This window comes from Cupriavidus sp. FW216-B1, assembly GCF_058789195.1.
The window spans coordinates 25,429-44,717 of the sequence record NZ_JBYTEL010000003.1; the positions used below are offsets into that span (position 1 = coordinate 25,429).

Consider the following 19,289-nt stretch of genomic DNA (forward strand, 5'->3'; position numbering starts at 1 on the left):
CAGCGCGGTGCTGGGCCTGACCGTCGCCTTCGCCGCGCTGCCGGCGCTGGCCCAGGCCCAGGCCGAAGCCACCTTGCCGACCGCCACCGTGTCCGCCTCGCGCGACGCGGAGCCGGCCAAGGTCGAACGCGTGAGCGGCGGCGCGCTGGGCGACCGCAAGCCGGTGGACACGCCGTTCTCCGTGGTCGGCGTCACCAGCGAGGAGATCCAGGAGCGCATGGCGCAGACTGCCAACGACGTCTTCAAGTACGACCCGTCGGTATCCATCCTGGGCGACAACACGCGCACCGAGAATTCGTATTTCGCCGTGCGCGGCATGCGCGTGGACCCGCTCAACGGCACCAAGGTGGACGGCCAGAATTTCGTGGCCTGGGATACCGAGCTGCCGCTGGAGCCGTTCGAGCAGGTGGAACTGCTCAAGGGCCTGTCCGGCTTCATGTACGGCTTCGGCACGCCCGGCGGCATCGTCAACTACGTGGTCAAGCGCCCCACCGACACGCCCTATCGCCAGTTCACCTTCGGCTACCAGGCCAACAACATCTGGAGCGAGAAGCTCGACCTCGGCGGCCGCTTCGGCGTCGACGACCGCTTCGGCTACCGCATCAATGCCGTCAACGAGGAAGGCAACTCGGTGGACCCGAACGTGCGCGTGCGCCGCCAGGTCTTCTCGCTGGCCACCGACTTCCGCATCACGCCGGACCTGACCTGGTCGGCCGACGTCATGTACTGGAAGCGCAAGACGAGCGGCACGCTCTTCGGCATGTCCTTCGCGCCCGGCGTCGACGTGCCCGGCGCCAGCAAGGTCGCGCGCGACATCGTGCAGCCCTACTCCTCGCACGAGACCGACACCACCACCGTGGGCACCGGCCTGGACTACCGCATCAACGACGCCTGGAAGGCCAGCTTCAAGTACCGTTTCGCGCGCGAGAACCGCCTGAACGCGGACAGCTTCCTGTTCGTCGAGGACGCCGCCGGCAATTTCGCCGACACGCAGTACCGCTGGAAGACGGCCTACTACTACCAGGCCTACGACGCGATGGTGCAGGGCAAGTTCGACACCGGCGGCATCAAGCACGAGGTGGTGGCCGGCGTCGGCTACCAGACCCAGGTGCGCGAGCTGGATTCCGGCCTCGGCGGCAACGGCATCTACCTCGGCGAGAGCAACCTGTACAACCCGGTGCCGCTGCCCGAGCAGGCCGGCGTGGGCAAGGACTACGTGCCCTACCGCGACTACAAGATCACGCAGAAGTCGCTCTACCTGAGCGACACCATCCAGTTCACGCAGCGCTTCTCGGTGCTGGCCGGCCTGCGCTACACCGACTTCGCCCAGAGCAGCTACGACACCTCGGCCCAGACCACCTCGCGCTACAAGGCCAGCCCGGTCTCGCCGACGGTGGCGCTGATGTACAAGACCGACGACTTCTCCACCGCCTACTTCAGCTACGTGCAGGCGCTGGAGCAAGGCGGCTCGGCCGGCATCACCAACGCCAACTACCCGGCCGTCTACGGCCCGCTCAAGAGCAAGCAGTACGAGATCGGCTTCAAGACCGAGCGCCGCGACTGGGGCGCCAACGTGGCGCTGTTCCGCGTGGACCGCGGCTACGAGTACACCAACACCGCGAACGTGTTCGTGCAGGACGGCACGCAGCGCTTCACCGGCCTGGACACCAGCGGCTGGCTGCGCATCGCGCGCGACGTGCGGCTGCTGGGCGGCGTGATGTGGCTCAACGCCAAGGCGCACGGCGTGGACGATCCCGCCATCGACGGCAACCGCGTGTACGCCACGCCGCGCTACATCGCCACCGCCCGCGTCGAGTACGACACGCCGTTCCTGCGCGGCCTGACGCTGTCGGCCGGCGCCAAGATCACCGGCGACATGTACGTGAACTCGGCCAACACGCAGAAGGTGCCGTCCTACACCACCGTGGACCTGGGCGCGCGCTACCTGACCAAGGTCGCCGGCAAGGCGGTGACGCTGCGCGCCGGCGTCAACAACGTGGCCGACAAGCGCTTCTGGACCACCACCTACGACGGCTTCGTGCTGCCGGGCGCCTCGCGCACCTTCCTGGCCAACGCCAGCGTGCAGTTCTGACCGCGCCGCCGGCGCCTTCCGCGCGCGCCATGAAAAACGGCCCCGCCGAGGCTTCGGCGGGGCCGTTTTCGCATGCGCGCCGGACTCAGGCGCGCAGCGTCGCTTCCATCGCCGCGCGCAGGTCGGCGATCAGGTCGCGCGTGTCCTCCAGGCCGATGTACAGGCGCACCAGCTCGCCCGTGCCTTCCCAGCCGGCCGGCGGCCAGCTGCCCGCCGGCCGCATGGTCTGCACGTGGTACGGCACCGCCAGGCTGTGCGCGCCGCCCCAGGACCAGCCGATGGCGAACAGGCGCAGCGCCTCGACGAAGGCGTCGACCTGCGCGCGCGTGTAGCGCTCGCGCAGCACGATCGAGAACAGGCCGCTGGCGCCGGTGAAGTCGCGCCGCCAGAACTCGTGCCCCGGGCAGTCGGGCAGCGCCGGGTGCAGGACCTTGGCCACTTCCGGGCGCCGGCACAGCCATTCGGCCACCTCGCGCGCGGCGCGGTCGTGCGCGGCCAGCCGCACCGGCATGCTCGGCAGCGAGCGTAGCACCAGGTAGCAGTCGTCGGCGGACACGCCCCAGCCCATCAGCATGCGGGAGCGCCTGATGCGGTCGTGGAGCTTGTCGTCGCGGGTCAGCACCGCGCCCATCAGCACGTCGCTGCCGCCCGACTGGTACTTGGTCAGCGCCTGCACCGAGATGTCGATGCCCTTGTCGAACGGCCGGAAATACACGCCGGCCGACCAGGTATTGTCGATGGCGGTGAGCACGCCGCGCGCGCGCGCCGCGGCCACGATGGCTTCGGTGTCGGGGATTTCCATCGTCACCGAGCCGGGCGACTCCATCCAGATCAGCTTCGTGTTCTGGCGGATCAGGCCCGCGATGCCGGCGCCGATCATCGGGTCGTAGTAGCGCACCGACACGCCGAAATCGCGCGCCAGCCATTCGCCGTGCTCGCGGTTGGGGCCGTAGACGTTGTCGGGCACCAGCACGTCGTCGCCCGACTTGACCAGCGCGAAATACACCTGCGAGATCGCCGCCAGGCCGGACGGCAGCAGCAGCGTGTGGCGCGCGCCCTCGATCAGCGCCAGATGCTGGCACAGCGCCTCGCTGGTGGGCGTGGCGTGCAGGCCGTAGCGCCAGTAGGTGGTGGCGCCGTCGCCGTGCGCGCGCAGCTCCGCGAGGTTGCGGAAGACCACGGTGGAGCCCCGGTGCGTGGGCGGCGAGAACGAGGCGAAGCCGGGCGCGAGGTCCAGCTCCGGCTGGACGGCCACGGTTTGCAGGAAGGCGGGTTGGGGAGCGGGATGAGAAGCGGACGGCTCCGGCGGCTGGCGGTCGGACACGATGGTTCCTTGTCTGGCGATGACTCGATAAGCATTCGAGCTTACCAGCATTCCGGCGCGCGTTGGCCCGGGGTGCCTTCTTCGCCTCCGCCCGCGCCCGGCTGGCTAGTGGTCGGAGATCGACGACTTCGGCGGCGGCGGCGCGTAGGTGATGCCGCTGCCGGGCCTCATGTCGAACGGCGGGATCACCAGCACGCCGAGCGGCCGGATCATGAAAGGCAGCACGATGGCCGGGTTGGCCGGGTCGGTCCAGTTGCCGCGCACCGCGCCGGTGGCGTCGATGGCGCCCTCCCAGCTGCCGGTCACGTGGGTGCCGTCGCTGGATTCTTCCATGAGGAAGCCGCCGTTCTCGTATTCGCCGGCCAGCAGGCGCACGCCGCCGCCGCCCGCGCTGTATTCGCCGTGCACGCTGTCGCGCTCGTCCGGCTTGGGGCCGATGCGCAGGCGCACCGGCTGGTCGCCCAGCGTGCCCACGTAGACCGGCAGCGAAGCGTATTCGGGGCGCGGCGCGAGTGGCCGGGGCGCGCCCGTGGAAAGCTGCGCGCCGCGCTTCGCCTCGCCGTCGCGGATCGCCTGGTTGATGCCGAAGCCCTTGCCGTCGCCAGCCGGCGGCGCCGTGGACAGCTCGGTGCCGCCGGCGGCCAGCGCGGCGCCGGCCAGCATGGCCGCGGCCACGCCGGCCGCCAGCGGCAGCCGGGCGCGGAACGATCGGTTCGCGGGACGACGCACTGCCGCTGCCTCAGATGCGCTCGAAGATGGCCGCGATGCCCTGGCCGCCGCCGATGCACATCGTCACCAGCGCATAGCGGCCCTGCACGCGCTGCAGCTCGTACAGCGCCTTGACCGTGATCAGCGCGCCGGTGGCGCCGATCGGGTGGCCGAGCGAAATGCCGGAGCCGTTCGGGTTGACCTTGGCCGGATCGAGGCCGAGCGCCTTGGTCACGGCGCAGGCCTGCGCGGCGAACGCTTCGTTGGCTTCGATCACGTCGAGGTCCGCCACGCTCAGGCCGGCGCGCGCCAGCGCCTTCTTCGTGGCCGGCACCGGGCCGATGCCCATCGTCTTCGGGTCCACGCCGGCGTGCGCGTAGGACACCAGGCGCGCCAGCGGCTTGAGGCCGCGCTTCTCGGCCACGCCGCGCTCCATCAGCACCACGGCCGCGGCGGCGTCGTTCAGGCCCGAGGCATTGCCCGCGGTGACGGTGCCGTTTTCCTTGACGAAGACCGGCTTGAGCTTGGCCATGTCGTCGATGGTGACGTCGTGGCGCACGTGCTCGTCGGTGTCGAAGGTCACGTCGCCCTTGCGGGACTTGAGCGTGACCGGCAGGATCTGGTCCTTGAAGTGGCCGGCGCGGATGGCCGCCGAGGCGCGGCGGTGCGACTCCAGCGCGGTCTCGTCCTGCTGGCCGCGGCTGATGTCGTATTCCTTGGCCACGTTCTCCGCCGTCACGCCCATGTGGATGCTGTGGAACGGATCGTGCAGCGCGCCGAGCATCATGTCGAGCAGCTTGGCGTCGCCCATGCGCGCGCCCCAGCGGGCCGACTGCGCCAGGTACGGCGCGCGGCTCATGCTCTCGGCGCCGCCGCCGATGGCCACGTCGGTGTCGCCCAGCAGGATGGTCTGCGCGGCGCTCACGATGGCCTGCAGGCCCGAGCCGCACAGGCGGTTGACCGTCAGCGCGGGCGCGTCGATGCTCACGCCGCCCTCCACCGCCGCCACGCGCGACAGGTACATGTCGCGCGGCTCGGTCTGGATGACGTTGCCGAACACCACGTGGCCGACCTCGTCGCCGCCGACCTGCGCGCGGGACAAGGCCTCGCGCACGACCAGGGCGCCCATCTGGGTCGGGGAAAAATCCTTCAGGCTGCCGCCGAAGGTACCGATCGCGGTCCGGACGCCGCTCACCACCACCACTTCACGTGTCATCTTGTGTCTCCTGGGCTGATGTTGCAGCGCACAGTATAGCGGCGCGCCGGGCAAAACGAACGACCGTACTTTTACCTAAGCCTCGCCGGGCGGGTCAGACCTCGCCCCACAGGTCGTGGCCGTCGGCGCCGGTGATCTTGACCTCGACGAACTCGCCGACCTTGTAGCGCTGCCCCGCGCCCGCCGGCGGATCGATATAGACCAGCCCGTCGATCTCCGGCGCATCCGCGGCCGAGCGGCCGATGCCGCCGTCCTGGTTGACCTCGTCCACCAGCACGCGCAGCGTCTGCCCCACCTTGCGCTGCAGGCGGCGCGCCGAGACTGCCTCCGCCACCTCCATGAAGCGCGCGCGGCGCTCCTCGCGCACCTCGTCCGGCAAGGCGCCCGGCAGGTCGTTGGCGGTGGCGCCGTCCACCGGCGAATAGGCGAAGCAGCCCACGCGGTCCAGTTCGGCCTCGGCGATGAAGTCCAGCAGCGTCTGGAACTCCGCCTCGGTCTCGCCGGGGAAGCCGGCGATGAAGGTGCTGCGGATGGTCAGCTCCGGGCAGATCTCGCGCCACGCGCGGATGCGGTCCATCGTTTTCTCGGCATTGGCCGGGCGCTTCATGCGCTTGAGCACGTCCGGGTGCGCGTGCTGCAGCGGCACGTCCAGGTAAGGCAGCACGTGGCCCTGCGACATCAGCGGAATGATCTCGTCCACGTGCGGGTACGGGTACACATAGTGCAGGCGCACCCAGGCGCCGTAGCGGCTCGCCAGTTCGCCCAGCGCCGCCACCAGCTCGGTCATGCGCGTCTTGAGCGGACGGCCGTCCCAGAAGCCGGTGCGGTACTTCACGTCCACGCCGTAGGCGCTGGTGTCCTGCGAGATCACCAGCAGTTCCTTCACGCCCGACTTGAACAGGTTCTCCGCCTCCAGCATGACCTCCGCCACCGGGCGCGACACCAGGTCGCCGCGCATCGACGGGATGATGCAGAACGAGCAGCGATGATTGCAGCCCTCGGAGATCTTCAGGTAGGCGTAATGCTTGGGCGTGAGCTTGATGCCGGCCGGCGGCACCAGGTCGGTAAACGGATCGTGCGGCTTGGGCAGGTGCGCGTGCACCGCCTGCATCACCTCGCCCAGCGCGTGCGGGCCGGTCACGGCCAGCACCTTGGGATGCACCGAGGTAATCATGTCCTCGCCATTGGCGTTCTTCTTCGCGCCCAGGCAGCCGGTCACGATGACCTTGCCGTTCTCGGTCAGCGCCTCGCCGATGGCGTCCAGGCTCTCCTGCACCGCCTCGTCGATGAAGCCGCAGGTATTGACCACCACCAGGTCCGCGCCGTCATAGGTGCCGCTGATGGCGTAGCCCTCGGCGCGCAGCTGGGTGATGATCTGCTCGGAGTCGACCAGGGCTTTCGGGCAGCCCAGGCTGACGAACCCCACATTCGGAATACGGTCTTTGTTGGTCGTTGATTCTGCAGGGTTTTTCACGGTTACTTCCAGATGTGGGGCGGGCCGGGCGGGACATGGCCGCCGGGCCGTACGAAGCCAATCGCGCATTTTAACCGTTCGCCGGCGTTTGCCGGCGGCTAAGGCCACACATCTCCATTCACCCGAAGTCTCTCCCCATTTGACGCCGAAGAAGTCGTTTCAAAATGGAGCGAAGCGGTCCTGGCTAAGGCCGAGCAGGGAATTCGGTGATCCGCCTGCGCAGCGACGCGCCCTGCAAGGGTGCGGCCGCAGACAGTACAAGTGGTACTTGCCGTGCCGCGCAACGATGCCAGGATCCTTTTGAAACGGCTTCTAGAGCCTCACGGCCGTGAGGCCGTGCACCCACCCTCCCACTTGCGAACAGCTGAAATCGTTCGAGACTCCACTTCGACGGCAGCCACCAAGCTGGTGACTGCTCTTGCACCTGCGACAGATCGCTTGCCAGTCCCTACGAAAAGCTACTCTTAATTAACATTAACATTATGCCAATGCCATATCAGCGAGCGCCGGTTCCTTTTTTGTTCTTGCCGTACCGAACTATGGCCAGATCGGGCAGCCACAAGCAGCATGTTTGCCGAGGGGCGGTTGCCCAGTTCCAATGCCATATGCACATTGCTTTTCTGCCTCACGCTCGTCAGGGAGCCCGTAATCGGGACAGGGTCCACTGGTCCACTATCTCAGTTCACTCATGCCGACGTCAGCCGTCGGCGGATATGCAGCCCCTTATGCGCCTCCTCACCGATACCCTCTATTGCAGGCTCAGTTCCAGCCCTCCTTTGCAGTCCACCAATGCCAAGTATTTCTGCCCGCCTTTGCGGAATGCAATGCTCGACAGCGTGGAGTCATACACCGAGCCGGGGACAAATTCGATATCGTCAGCTCCTTTTCCGTTGCGGATAAAATAATCGCGTACGGCTGATTCATAAAACTGCGGAGTCGCATCTGGGCAAGCCCCCGTATTACCATCATAGTGGCGCAACCCTATTACAAATGGGACCAAGAAGATCGCCAACACAGCAGCAACCAGGACACCGACAAGAGCAACCCCCATCCGATTTAATATTTTCAATATTATTTTCATTTGCTATAAATAAATTATCCACATAAGTATAAAATAAACAAATAAAATAATACCCCCCGAAAAAGAAATTTTGCTTCTCTATTTCTTACCAGGACCGAGCGGGGGATCCTTCGGTGTGGGATACTTGATCGGCGGCATCGATTGGTTACTCAAAGGACCATCGAATTCGAGCGGAGCGGCTCCAGTGAATTCGATGGTGTAGTCAGTATGGCCAAAGGTATCGCCAATCCAGCGAAGGAAGGTAGTCAGAGCCTCCTGATAAAATTTGCGCACATTCGGGTCCGCATCGTAGCGATCCGGATTCAGGGTGTAGCGCCCCCTGAACGAATAGTGACCGTTTTCCGTAACGGTTACGATGCCGTCGATTCGACCGGAAACCCGACCAAGCGTACCGCCGACCCAACCATTCTGCAGCATTGGCTCGAAGGTATTGTATGAAAAGGGCACGTTGATGGCATATTGACCGGGTGTGCGGTTCAATTGCACAAGGGCTTTGAAATCACCATGAATTCTATCGAGTGCGAGAGAAAGCTGCAGACCTTCGACCGGGACGCGCACGCTCTGGCCACCACCGTCAATCCAGTGCCACAACGCCTTGATTGGTAGCAGCGGATTACCATACCAGCTTCGCCCTGGATCCGCTGAGGTCAAGCGGCCATTTGCCTGCCATTGATACAACCCGGCGAGTTCGGCCACGAAATTTGGGCGCATGGCCTGCTCCAATGTCAGACCATATTGCGAACCACCAACGATATCCAGCGAGTGAGCCGCCATGTGATCAGTAAACTCGCCCCACGAGCGAATCTGCCCCCACGCAAAGGGACCAGGTCGGCCACTCAAGCCCTTGCAGAATTCCTCAAGGACGCCTTGAGGGTTACCCAATTGGGCCTGGTCAAAAACCTTCACGCCGTTGTACATTAAGCCGTAGGCCAACTGCGCCGGATTAGTAGGAGGCGAACCCGGGGGCGGCATGACGGGCGAGGTACCGCTGCTACCAGTACCCCAAAATGGATCACCTTGTGGCGGATTTGCATAGACCGTGACGGTCGGGAGAGTACCAATATCAATGGACATGAAATTTCTCAGCAATAATTGAATTCGATATAGAGAAACAAAAATCCGTCTAAATCCACCTTGACAGGCATGAACCCACTGAACAAGCAGAGGCTGCCTGTTCACGTCGCCCGACCCGAGCTAGGAAAAATCTCTTCGCTCCGACGCGCGCAACGCGACGGACTGGCCTCTCCACTCCAACCACGCGCCTCTCTTGACTTTCTTGACTTTCTTTATCCCCAATCGAGTCAACAATGGCATCTCCAGTCATGGATTAACAAGAGACAGCCGGGCACAATGGGACAGCATACCGATTCTGCAATCGCGATAAAATCGGCCAACTCTTAATCCGACCATCTTATTTTTGTTACCGGAATTAAATATGAATTAATTATTTTTATGGAACCAATTCAACGGTAATTTGATTTCGGAAAAAACTTAGGCATATTCCGAAGTTCACAAAAATCTCAGCGCCCTGAGTCGATAAGATCACAGAGAACAGTTTTGGCACCCGATGGATTCTTCCGCACTCATTAGGTGCCGCTTTTGGGTTGCTGAGCACACGCTGACATCCAGAGTGCTGCAGTAACGCTCCGCCTATGTGACGCCGGAGGTAGTTAGCTAGCGTCGTGCTGGAGGTGGGACGGCGCCGTGACAGTAGTGAGCTGACACGCAGGCTGTGGGAGTGAGAACATTGCGGACAGTGTCGAACGGCTGATGGAAAGCGAACTCGCTCCGCAATATCAGGGGTTCGAATCGGAATGACGGCGAGACTATGCTATGGGGAGAAATACTAAGCAAACATCACTTTAACGATGACGATGCTGGCAAGGGCGCCACAGCATTTTCTATCACCCCACGTATTTCCCTCGAATCCTGCATGCGCCGGATCGCGTCATGCAGTTCGGCGGCCTGCGGCCAGGTCCGTTTCAGGTAGCTGAGCCACAGCTTGACGCGGCCGTGCTCATGGCAGGAGGCGATGCGGTCCTGCAGTTTCTTCAGGTAGTCGGCGATATGGCGGAGCACCAGCGGCCATTCCTCGCCGCAGGGCGAGCGCTCCATGCGCCCGCGTATGCGCAGGGCCAGGAAGGGATCGGACACGGCGCCGCGCCCGATCATCACGTCGGCACAGCCGCTCACGGCCCGGCATCGCTCCCAGTCGTCCACGGTCCAGACGTCGCCGTTGGCGATGACGGGCACGTCCACCGCGTCATCGATGCGCGCGATCCATTCCCAGTGGGCCGGGGGCCGGTAGCCGTGGTCGCGCGTGCGGGCATGCACGACGATGGAGGCCGCGCCGCCTTCGGCCAGCGCGGTGGCGCAGTCGATGGCCAGCGAGGTGTCGGACACGCCCAGCCGCATCTTGGCGGTCACGGCGATGCCGGCGGGCACCGCGGCGCGGACCGACGACACGATGCGGTTGAGCAGGCCGGGGTCCGCCAGCAGCATGGCCCCTCCGCCGTGCCGGTTGACGACCTTGGCGGGACAGCCGAAGTTGAGGTCGAGGCCGTGCGGCGACAGCGCCGCGGCCTGGGCGGCATTCCGCGCCAGCCATTCGGGATCGCTGCCGAGCAACTGGATCACCATCGGCGTGCCGCCGGGCGTGCGGGCGCCGTGCAGCACCTCGGGCGTGTCCCGCTCGTAGACGCGCCCGGGCAGCAGCGAGCCCGTCACCCGGACGAACTCGGAGACGCACCCGTCATAGCCGCCCGCGGCGGTCAGCACGTCGCGCAGGACGTAGTCGGCAAGCCCTTCCATCGGGGCGAGGAAGAGCCGGCTCATGCGGGAGTGGGCGCGCAGCCGCTGCCCTTGCCCCGGCGATACGCCGGCGCCGCGGAAAACGCGAAACCGGGCGCCTGGACGGGCTCGGCCTGGGCGGCATGTGCTGCGGGAATGGCTCGGATTTCGGAGGGCATCGGGATTGGCGCTGCGCGGACGATCACGCAGATGAATCGCCACATTCGGGAGAGGCAGCCGCCGCGATCGTTGCTGGCGCTGCCCGGACCGGCGTGATTCTAACCGATCCCCCGGCGGCGGACTTCGGCGCGGGCCGCGGGGAGCCGTTGCGAGATCGTAGCGCATACGCTACAGTCTGGCCATGTTCGAGATCCGGACCACGACCACCTTCGACGCCTGGTTCGCCGGGCTGCGCGACCGGCAGGCCCGGATCCGCATACAGGTCCGCATCGACCGCCTGGAGCACGGAAACCCCGGCGATGCCAAGCCTGTCGGCGGCGGCATCAGCGAAATGCGCATCGACCACGGGCCCGGTTACAGAGTCTATTTTCAGCAACGCGGCGCGGTGCTCGTGATCCTGCTATGCGGCGCAGACAAGGCGACACAGCAGGCCGACATCGACAAAGCCCATGCCATCGCCGCACGTCTCGACCTGGAGTAAGCCATGAAAGAATCCACTCGCCCCTGGGACTCCGCCGAACACCTGAAAACGGACGAGGATATGGTCGCCTATTTCGAGGCCTGCCTGGCCGAAGCCGGCGACGATCCCAGTTTCATCGCGCATGCGCTGGGCGTCATCGCCAAGGCGCGGGGCATGTCGAAGCTGGCGCGCGACACGGGGCTGTCGCGCGAGAACCTCTATCGTTCCCTGTCAGGCGAAGGCAACCCCGAATTCAGCACCATCTGGAAGGTGATGCGCGCACTGGGAATCCGTCTGCACGCCGGCCCGGCCTGAGGCCAGCCATTTCGACGATCGTCCGGCCAGCCCTTGCGCGAAAACCTGCCGCCCGTGGCCGGGGCGGAGATGGTGGCAGGCCAGCCGGCAAGCACCCGCCCTACTTCTTCTCCGGCTGATTGAACGGGAACGTGCCGAACATGTTCTTGGCCTGGCTCTGCATCTGTTCCTGCATCTGCACGAACAGGTTCTTGCTCTGCTCGATGTAGTTGCTCATCATCCCCTGCATCATCGGGCCCTGCATGTTCATGAACTGGGACCACATGTCGGGGCTGAACGGCTCGCCCGAGTACAGGCCCTTGGAGTTCTCGGCCAGCTTGCTCTGGATGTCGATGAAGGCCTGGATGTTCTTCTCCAGGTAGGTGCCCATCATGCCCTGCATCGCATGGCCGTAGAAGCGGATGATCTGCGAGAGCATCGCGCTGGAGAACATCGGCACGCCGCCGGTCTCTTCTTCCAGGATGATCTGCAGCAGGATGCTGCGCGTGAGCTCGTCACCGGACTTGGCGTCGATCACCTTGAAATCCTCGGTGTCCATCACGAGCTGCTTGACGTCCGCCAGCGTGATGTAGGTGCTGGTCTGCGTGTCGTAGAGCCGGCGATTTGGATACTTCTTGATCAGTCGCTCTGCGCCTTTCTTGGTGGTAGCCATCGGTGCTCTATCCTTTTATCGTCGCTGTTGCATGCTGCTGCACCGCATGCTGTGCGGTGCGCAATCGGGGGAACCGCCAGCGGGGGATACAACGTGTTGACCTGCAACGCATGATCTATTTTGGTGCGGGCATGCCGCTGCCCTGATTCTATGCCCAACAAGGCACTATTGAAAGCCGGCGCGTTTAAGGAAAACCCGCACGGGGCAATGGATTGCGGGAATTCCCGGGGGAAGGCCGCGGTTTCCGGCGCAGCATTGATGCGGTGCGGGCAATGCAACGCAATATCGGCGCCGGAAAAGAAAAGGCCCTCCGCAGAGGGCCCTGGCACTGGCAGGCCGCCCCGGCAGCGAGGCGGTCCCGCGCTCAGCCCATGTGCAGGCCGCCGTTGAGCGAGAAGTCCGCGCCGGTGGCGAAGCCCGACTCGTCCGAGGCCAGCCACGCGCAGATCGACGCGATTTCTTCCGGGCCGCCGAGGCGCTTGACCGGAATCGTGCCGACGATCTTGTCGAGCACGTCCTGGCGGATCGACTTGACCATGTCGGTGGCGATGTAGCCCGGCGACACGGTGTTGACGGTCACGCCCTTGGTCGCCACTTCCTGCGCCAGCGCCATCGTGAAGCCGTGCAGGCCCGCCTTGGCGGTCGAGTAGTTGGTCTGGCCGAACTGGCCTTTCTGGCCGTTGACCGACGAGATGTTGATGATGCGGCCGAAACCGCGGTCGGCCATGCCGTCGATGACCTGCTTGGTCACGTTGAACAGCGACGTCAGGTTGGTGTCGATCACGGCGTCCCAGTCGGCGCGCGTCATCTTGCGGAACACCACGTCGCGCGTGATGCCGGCGTTGTTGATGAGGACGTCGACCTCGCCGACCTCGGCCTTGACCTTGTCGAAGGCGGCCTTGGTCGAATCCCAGTCGGCCACGTTGCCCTCGGACGCGACGAAATCGAAGCCCAGGGCCTTCTGCTGCTCGAGCCACCTTTCGCGGCGCGGCGAATTGGGGCCGCAGCCCGCCACCACCTTGAAGCCTTCCTTGGCCAGGCGTTGGCAGATGGCCGTTCCGATGCCGCCCATGCCACCCGTTACGTATGCGATGCGCTGAGTCATATCTACTCCTTGATGGCTAGTTGTTATTAGGCCGGCGGCGGGAAAGCCATCTCGCCGCCGGCACACCCCTCTGAGCGGCCGGGCGCGGCATGCCGCGCCCGGCCATCGCTTTGCTTACCGGCGTTCCAGCGCTCGCGCTCTGTTACTGGCGTTCCACCGCCAGCGCCACGCCCATGCCGCCGCCGATGCACAGCGAGGCCAGGCCCTTCTTCGCGTCGCGGCGCTTCATCTCGTGCAGCAGCGTGACCAGCACGCGGCAGCCGGACGCGCCGATCGGGTGGCCGATGGCGATGGCGCCGCCGTTGACGTTGACCTTGGAGGTGTCCCAGCCCATCTGCTGGTGCACGGCCAGGGCCTGCGCGGCGAAGGCTTCGTTGATTTCCATCAGGTCGAGCTCCCCGACGCTCCAGCCGGCGCGCGACAGGCAGCGCTTGGAGGCCGGCACCGGGCCCATGCCCATCACCTTGGGATCGACGCCGGCGGTGCCGTAGGCGCGGATGGTGGCCAGCGGGGTCAGGCCGAGCTCCTTGGCCTTGGCGGCGGACATCACCACCACGGCGGCGGCGCCGTCGTTCAGGCCCGAGGCGTTGGCCGCCGTCACCGTGCCGGCCTTGTCGAAGGCGGGCTTGAGGCCGGACAGGCCGTCCAGCGTGACGCCGTGGCGCACGTATTCGTCGGTGGCGAACAGCACCGGGTCGCCCTTGCGCTGGGGAATCGGCACCGGCACGATTTCCTCGGCGAACCTGCCGGCCTTCTGCGCGGCTTCGGCCTTGTTCTGCGAGCCGACCGCGAATTCGTCCTGGGCCTCGCGCGTGATGCCGTATTCCTTGGCCACGTTCTCGGCAGTGACGCCCATGTGGTACTGGTTGTAGACGTCCCACAGGCCGTCCACGATCATGCTGTCGACCAGCTTGGCGTCGCCCATGCGGAAGCCGTCGCGCGAGCCCGGCAGCACGTGCGGGGCGGCGCTCATGTTTTCCTGGCCGCCCGCCACCACGATCTCGGCATCGCCGGCGGCGATGGCGTTGGCGGCCAGCATCACGGCCTTCAGGCCGGAGCCGCACACCTTGTTGATAGTCATGGCCGGCACCATCACCGGCAGGCCGGCCTTGAGCGAGGCCTGGCGCGCCGGGTTCTGGCCGGAGCCGGCGGCGAGCACCTGGCCCATGATCACTTCGCTGACCTGCTCGGGCTTGACGCCGGCGCGCTCGAGCGCGGCCTTGATGACGATGGCGCCCAGCTCGGGCGCCGGGATCTTGGCGAGCGAGCCGCCGAACTTGCCAACCGCAGTACGGGCAGCGGATACGATGACAATGTCAGTCATTGGGAGATCCTCTCGAGGTAATTGCATGTAGGAAGTGAATCAGCCGGCCGCGTGCGGCAGCCGGCCCGGACCTGTCTCATGCCCTGGCCTTGACGTAGCGTCCGGGGGCAGGCTCGATGGCACGGTAGTCCTTGTTTCCGTAGTCCGCAGGCGCGGCCTTGCGCGCGCCGGCATGTTTGGCCAGCCACGCCGACCAGTCCGGCCACCAGCTGCCGGGATGCTCGGTCGCGCCGTCCAGCCATGCCTGCGCGGAGTCTGCGATCTTGTCGTTGATCCAGTGGCTGCGCTTGTTCTTGGCCGGCGGATTGATCACGCCGGCGATGTGGCCGGACGCGCCGAGCACGAAGCGCACCTTGTTCTCGAGCAGCGCGGTCGAGGCGTAGGACGACATCCACGGCACGATGTGGTCCTCGCGCGAGCCGTAGACATAGGTCGGCACGTCGATGCTGCCCAGGTCCACCGGCGCGTTGCACACGGTCAGCCGGCCCGGCACCTTCAGTTCGTTCTGCAGGTAGGTGTGGCGCAGGTACCAGCAGTACCACGGGCCCGGCAGGTTGGTGGCGTCGCCGTTCCAGAACAGCAGGTCGAACGGCACCGGCGTGTTGCCCTTCAGGTAGTTGTCGACGACGTAGTTCCACACCAGGTCGTTGGGACGCAGGAACGAGAACGTGTTGGCCAGCTCCACCCCGCGCAGCAGCGCGCAGGGCGCGCCCGCCGCGCCGCCGAGGGTGGCCTCGCGCAACTGCACGTGGGCCTCGTCGACGAACACGTCCAGCACGCCGGTGTCGGCGAAGTCGAGCAGCGTGGTGAGCAGCGTCAGGCTGGCCACGGGGCGCTCGCCGCGGTGGGCCAGCACGGCCAGCGCGGTGGCGGCGATGGTGCCGCCCACGCAGAAGCCGAGCAGGTTGATCTTGTCCTGGCCGCTGATCTCGCGCACGACCTCGATCGCGCGGATCGCCGCGTGCTCGATGTAGTCGTCCCAGCCCAGCTCCGCCATCGAGGCGTCCGGGTTGCGCCACGACACCACGTAGACCGTATGGCCCTGCCCCACCATGTAGTTGACCAGCGAGCTTTCGGGCTGCAGGTCGAGGATGTAGTACTTGTTGATGCAGGGCGGCACCAGCAGCAGCGGGCGCGCGAACACCTTGCTGGTGGTGGCCTTGTACTGCAGCAGCTGGAAGTAGGCGTTCTCGTAGACCACCGCGCCTTCGGTGACGGCCACGTTGCGGCCCACCTCGAAGGCGGAGTCGTCGGTCTGCGAGATCTTGCCGCGGCCGAGGTCGTCCAGCATGTTGCGCACGCCGGCGCGCAGCGATTCGCCGCCCGACTCGATCAGGCGCTGCTGCGCCTCCGGGTTGGTGGCGAGGAAGTTGGCCGGCGACATGGCGTCGACCCACTGCGAGATCGCGAAGCGGATGCGCTGGCGCGTCTTGGCGTCGGCCTCGACCGCGCCGGCCAGCTCGTTCATGGCGCGCGCGTTGATCAGGTAGAACGCGGCCGCGTAGTGGAACGCGGCGCTGCTGCGCCAGGCTTCGCCAGAGAAGCGGCGGTCGCCCAGGACCGGGGCGGGACCGGCATCGCCCTCGGCCATGCGGCGCCACAGCTCGGTGAAGTCCTTCATGTAGCGCTGCTGGATGTCGGCAAGCTGATCGGGCGGGATCTTCACGCCCGCCGCGGCGGAACCGGCCAGCGCCTCGAAGCCGGGGATGCCCGGCATGCCGGGCAAGCCCTGGGGCATTGCCGCGCCGTTGCCGCTGCCATTACCGCTACCACTGCCGTTGGCCTGCGCCTGACGGGACCATGCCAGCCATGCCGCTGGATCGAATGGCCCCGGTGCAAATGAAAACGGTTGGGACTTGTCTTCCCTGGAGGAAGCTGCCGCACCTTTGCCGGTTGCCATGATGTTTCGTCTCTCTGCCGTCACTTATTTGAAGGCCGGCCGGACGGTGTGCCGCCACTGCGCGCTACGCCGCCGCCAGCCCCGGGACCGGCCCGCCCCGACGCCCTCGGCTGGTGGCGCCATGCGGTATGCTTGCCGGATATGCCGCGCCGCGGACCGGGCGGTCCCGGCGGAGCCTGCGAATGACCGCGAGCAGACCGCCTCGCAAGACATTCGAGGCCATTGTTGCCTTGCAATGTTCTGCCTGTCAATGCGGAAAACTGCGCGGGCGCAAGGCACCGGCAGATTGCGCCGGGCGCGCCCCGGAACCGGGCCCGCCGCGCGAAGGGGCGAGCTTGCCCGAGGAGGATGACGTTCTGATGTATATCGTTGCGATCGGCTGGCTCTACGTGGTGCTGATGATGGCCATCACCGAGCATACCGTGGTGGCGGGCGTGGCCACCTTCGTGTTTTATGGCCTGGGGCCGGTTGCCATCCTGGTGTACATCATGGGCACGCCGGGCCGCCGCCGGCGCCGCAAGGCCGAGGAAGCGAAAGCGGAAAAAGCGGCGGCGGCGGACGCCGCGGATGCCGCCGCGCCCGCGGACACGCCTGCCGGCGCGGCGCAGGCACCGCGCGAATGAAGCAGCAGGGGTTCAGCCTTCCAGCCAGGCCAGGCTGGCCATGCGGCCGGTGACGCCGTCGCGCCGGTAGGAATAGAAGCGCTGCGCGTCGGTGACGGTGCAGGCATCGCCGCCGTGGACGTCGAGGCAGCCGGCCCGGGCCAGCCGGGTCCGCGCCAGCGCGTAGATGTCGGCGAAGTACTTGCCCGGCGCGCCGGGACGGAAGGCCGCGCCGACCTGCGCGATTTCCGCCGGCCGCGCCGCGTCGAGGAAGGCCTGCCGCACTTCCGCCCCCACTTCGAACGCGGTCGGCCCGATGGCCGGGCCGAGCCACGCCAGCCATTGCGGCCGCGGCCCCGCCTGTGCGCCCATGCGCGCCAGCGCGGCCTCGATCACGCCCGCGCACAGGCCGCGCCAGCCCGCGTGCGCGGCGCCGACCACGGTGCCGGCGCGGTCGCACAGCAGCACCGGCAGGCAATCGGCGGTCATCACCGCGCAGACGCGCCCCGGCGCCGTGGCGATGCTGGCGTCGGCCTGCGGCACCGCGCCGCCCGAGGCAAACTGGTCGGCGGTCGCGACCGCGCAGCCATGCACCTGCTCCAGCCACGCCGGCGCCGACGGCAGCCGCGCGGCCAGGCGCGCCCGGTTGGCGGCCACGGCCGCGGGGTCGTCGCCCACGTGCGTGCCCAGGTTGAGCCCGCCGCGGCTGCCGTCGGCAAGGCCATAGGGCGCGCCGCTGACACCGCCCTGGCGCGTGGTGGACAGCGCGCGCACGCGCGCCGGCGCCGGCCAGTCCGGCACCAGCCAGTCCGCCTCGGTCGATGCCGGGTCGATCGATGCCGGCTCAGTCGTCATCGCCGTACACCCACACGCCGTCTTCGCCCTCGACCCAGCCGTCATCGTCGTCATCGTCGCCGGTGCCTTCGAAGTCGAGCACGTCGATCAGCGCCTGCAGGTCTTCGGGCGGCGGCGCCTCCCAGGACATGTCCTTGCCCGTCACCGGGTGCACCAGCCCGAGCCGGAAGGCGTGCAGCGCCTGGCGGTCCAGCGGCCGCGGCAGCGGCGCCTTGATGGCCGGGCGCTGGCCGCGCCGGGTGGCGGCGCGGTGGTAGACCGGATCGCCCAGCAGCGGATGGCCGATGGATTCGAAATGCACGCGGATCTGGTGCGTGCGGCCGGTTTCGAGCTGGCACATCACCATCGAGACATGACCGCGGCCCAGCGGCACCGTGCCCAGCGTGCGGAAATGCGTGCGCGAGGGCTTGCCGCTGTTGGTCAGCACCACGCCCATGCGCGTGCGCTCGCGCGGGTCGCGGCCGATCGGCGCGTCGATGGTGCCGGAATCGGGCGTGGTCCCCCACACCAGCGCCAGGTAGCGCCGCTTGACGGTGCGCGCCTGCAACTGGCGCACGAGGTCGGTCTGCGCGGTCAGCGTGCGCGCCACCACCATCAGGCCGGTGGTTTCCTTGTCGAGCCGGTGGACGATGCCGGCGCGCGGCAGCCCGACCGCTTCGGGATAGCGGTGCAGCAGGCCGTTGAGCACGGTCCCGCCCCAGTTGCCCGCGGCCGGGTGGACCACCAGCCCGGCGGGCTTGTTGATGACCAGCAGCGCGGCGTCCTCATACACCACGTCCAGCTCGACGTCCTCAGCCACGAAGGCGCGCGATTCCGGCGCGGCCTGCGGCCTCACCTCGATGCGCTCGCCCATCTGCACGGCGTCGCGCGAGCGGCGCGGCGCGCCGTTGACCAGCACCGAGCCGCCCTCGATCCATTGCTGCAGGCGGCTGCGGGAGAAGCCGCCGAGATGGCGGGCCAGCAGTTTGTCGAGGCGCTCTCCATGTGAAGCGCTGTCGACATCGAACGAGACCGGCTGCATCTCCGTCTCGATCGGCGTGAGCGGCGCGCCGGGCGGCAGGCCGCCCAGCGCGGCCACGTCGACGAGGTCTTCCAGGTCCTCCACCTCGTTCAAGGCGTCGGCCGGATCCGCGGCGCGCGGCGTGGTGCCCTTGGCGGCGGTTTCCGGCAAGGGGCTTGGGCTATAATGCTTGACGCTATTTTTCATCCGG

17 protein-coding genes are annotated in these 19,289 nt (G+C 66.7%); 4 read left to right on the top strand and 13 right to left on the bottom strand.

Annotated features, from left to right (window positions below; translation table 11 throughout):
- Nucleotides 1-7: 7 nt before the first annotated feature.
- Nucleotides 8-2,092, top strand: a complete 2,085-nt coding sequence (locus AC3WXD_RS09860; RefSeq protein ID WP_492323605.1) for a TonB-dependent siderophore receptor — start codon at nucleotides 8-10, stop codon at nucleotides 2,090-2,092.
- An 85-nt stretch (nucleotides 2,093-2,177) separates the two neighbouring features.
- On the opposite strand, the gene AC3WXD_RS09865 is transcribed toward AC3WXD_RS09860, so the two are convergent.
- The 7 genes from AC3WXD_RS09865 to AC3WXD_RS09895 all read right to left on the bottom strand — a co-directional run bounded on the left by AC3WXD_RS09865 (nucleotide 2,178) and on the right by AC3WXD_RS09895 (nucleotide 10,730).
- Nucleotides 2,178-3,416: a cystathionine beta-lyase gene (locus AC3WXD_RS09865; RefSeq protein WP_492323606.1), complete on the bottom strand. Its 1,239-nt coding sequence runs from the start codon at nucleotides 3,414-3,416 to the stop codon at nucleotides 2,178-2,180.
- A 105-nt stretch (nucleotides 3,417-3,521) separates the two neighbouring features.
- Nucleotides 3,522-4,079: a hypothetical protein gene (locus AC3WXD_RS09870; protein WP_492323789.1), complete on the bottom strand. Its 558-nt coding sequence runs from the start codon at nucleotides 4,077-4,079 to the stop codon at nucleotides 3,522-3,524.
- Nucleotides 4,080-4,155: 76 nt separating this feature from the next.
- On the bottom strand, nucleotides 4,156-5,340 hold the full coding sequence (bktB, locus tag AC3WXD_RS09875; RefSeq protein ID WP_029043230.1) for a beta-ketothiolase BktB: 1,185 nt from the start codon (nucleotides 5,338-5,340) through the stop codon (nucleotides 4,156-4,158).
- Between the two features lie 94 nt (nucleotides 5,341-5,434).
- Nucleotides 5,435-6,814, bottom strand: a complete 1,380-nt coding sequence (rimO, locus tag AC3WXD_RS09880; protein WP_052165781.1) for a 30S ribosomal protein S12 methylthiotransferase RimO — start codon at nucleotides 6,812-6,814, stop codon at nucleotides 5,435-5,437.
- 748 nt (nucleotides 6,815-7,562) lie between these two features.
- Nucleotides 7,563-7,895, bottom strand: coding sequence for a hypothetical protein (locus AC3WXD_RS09885; protein WP_492323607.1), 333 nt, complete (start codon nucleotides 7,893-7,895; stop codon nucleotides 7,563-7,565).
- Nucleotides 7,896-7,973: 78 nt separating this feature from the next.
- Nucleotides 7,974-8,969: a lipid II-degrading bacteriocin gene (locus tag AC3WXD_RS09890; protein ID WP_454731423.1), complete on the bottom strand. Its 996-nt coding sequence runs from the start codon at nucleotides 8,967-8,969 to the stop codon at nucleotides 7,974-7,976.
- 783 nt (nucleotides 8,970-9,752) lie between these two features.
- On the bottom strand, nucleotides 9,753-10,730 hold the full coding sequence (locus AC3WXD_RS09895; protein ID WP_029043229.1) for a tRNA dihydrouridine synthase: 978 nt from the start codon (nucleotides 10,728-10,730) through the stop codon (nucleotides 9,753-9,755).
- A gap of 316 nt (nucleotides 10,731-11,046) precedes the next feature.
- Between AC3WXD_RS09895 and AC3WXD_RS09900 the strand changes: the two genes are divergently transcribed.
- Together AC3WXD_RS09900 and AC3WXD_RS09905 are read left to right on the top strand one after the other, a co-directional pair.
- Nucleotides 11,047-11,346, top strand: a complete 300-nt coding sequence (locus AC3WXD_RS09900) for a type II toxin-antitoxin system RelE/ParE family toxin (RefSeq protein WP_492323608.1) — start codon at nucleotides 11,047-11,049, stop codon at nucleotides 11,344-11,346.
- Between the two features lie 3 nt (nucleotides 11,347-11,349).
- A complete protein-coding gene (locus AC3WXD_RS09905; protein WP_029043227.1) occupies nucleotides 11,350-11,640 on the top strand; it encodes an addiction module antidote protein in 291 nt (96 codons plus the stop codon).
- Nucleotides 11,641-11,740: 100 nt separating this feature from the next.
- Here the strand turns inward: AC3WXD_RS09905 and phaR are convergent, their stop codons facing one another.
- From phaR to phaC, 4 genes are all read right to left on the bottom strand, one after another.
- Nucleotides 11,741-12,292 (bottom strand): polyhydroxyalkanoate synthesis repressor PhaR, encoded by a 552-nt coding sequence (gene phaR / locus AC3WXD_RS09910; protein WP_017229831.1) that lies wholly within the window; start codon nucleotides 12,290-12,292, stop codon nucleotides 11,741-11,743.
- Between the two features lie 364 nt (nucleotides 12,293-12,656).
- Entirely contained in the window at nucleotides 12,657-13,397 is a 741-nt protein-coding gene (locus AC3WXD_RS09915; RefSeq protein WP_029043226.1) for a 3-ketoacyl-ACP reductase, read from the bottom strand.
- Between the two features lie 142 nt (nucleotides 13,398-13,539).
- Nucleotides 13,540-14,721 carry an acetyl-CoA C-acetyltransferase gene (locus tag AC3WXD_RS09920; RefSeq protein WP_020201226.1) on the bottom strand — a complete coding sequence of 394 codons (1,182 nt, stop codon included), beginning with the start codon at nucleotides 14,719-14,721 and terminating at the stop codon, nucleotides 13,540-13,542.
- Between the two features lie 76 nt (nucleotides 14,722-14,797).
- Nucleotides 14,798-16,621 (bottom strand): class I poly(R)-hydroxyalkanoic acid synthase, encoded by a 1,824-nt coding sequence (phaC, locus tag AC3WXD_RS09925; protein WP_492323609.1) that lies wholly within the window; start codon nucleotides 16,619-16,621, stop codon nucleotides 14,798-14,800.
- 359 nt (nucleotides 16,622-16,980) lie between these two features.
- Here phaC and AC3WXD_RS09930 point away from each other — a divergent pair, with 359 nt between their 5' ends.
- Nucleotides 16,981-17,244: a hypothetical protein gene (locus AC3WXD_RS09930; RefSeq protein WP_020201224.1), complete on the top strand. Its 264-nt coding sequence runs from the start codon at nucleotides 16,981-16,983 to the stop codon at nucleotides 17,242-17,244.
- A 12-nt stretch (nucleotides 17,245-17,256) separates the two neighbouring features.
- On the opposite strand, the gene pgeF is transcribed toward AC3WXD_RS09930, so the two are convergent.
- Together pgeF and AC3WXD_RS09940 are read right to left on the bottom strand one after the other, a co-directional pair.
- A complete protein-coding gene (gene pgeF / locus AC3WXD_RS09935) occupies nucleotides 17,257-18,078 on the bottom strand; it encodes a peptidoglycan editing factor PgeF (RefSeq protein WP_492323610.1) in 822 nt (273 codons plus the stop codon).
- Complete coding sequence (locus AC3WXD_RS09940) at nucleotides 18,068-19,285, bottom strand: RluA family pseudouridine synthase (RefSeq protein ID WP_043365461.1); 1,218 nt, start codon at nucleotides 19,283-19,285, stop codon at nucleotides 18,068-18,070. The genes pgeF and AC3WXD_RS09940 overlap by 11 nt, the downstream gene beginning before the upstream one ends.
- Nucleotides 19,286-19,289: the final 4 nt, after the last annotated feature.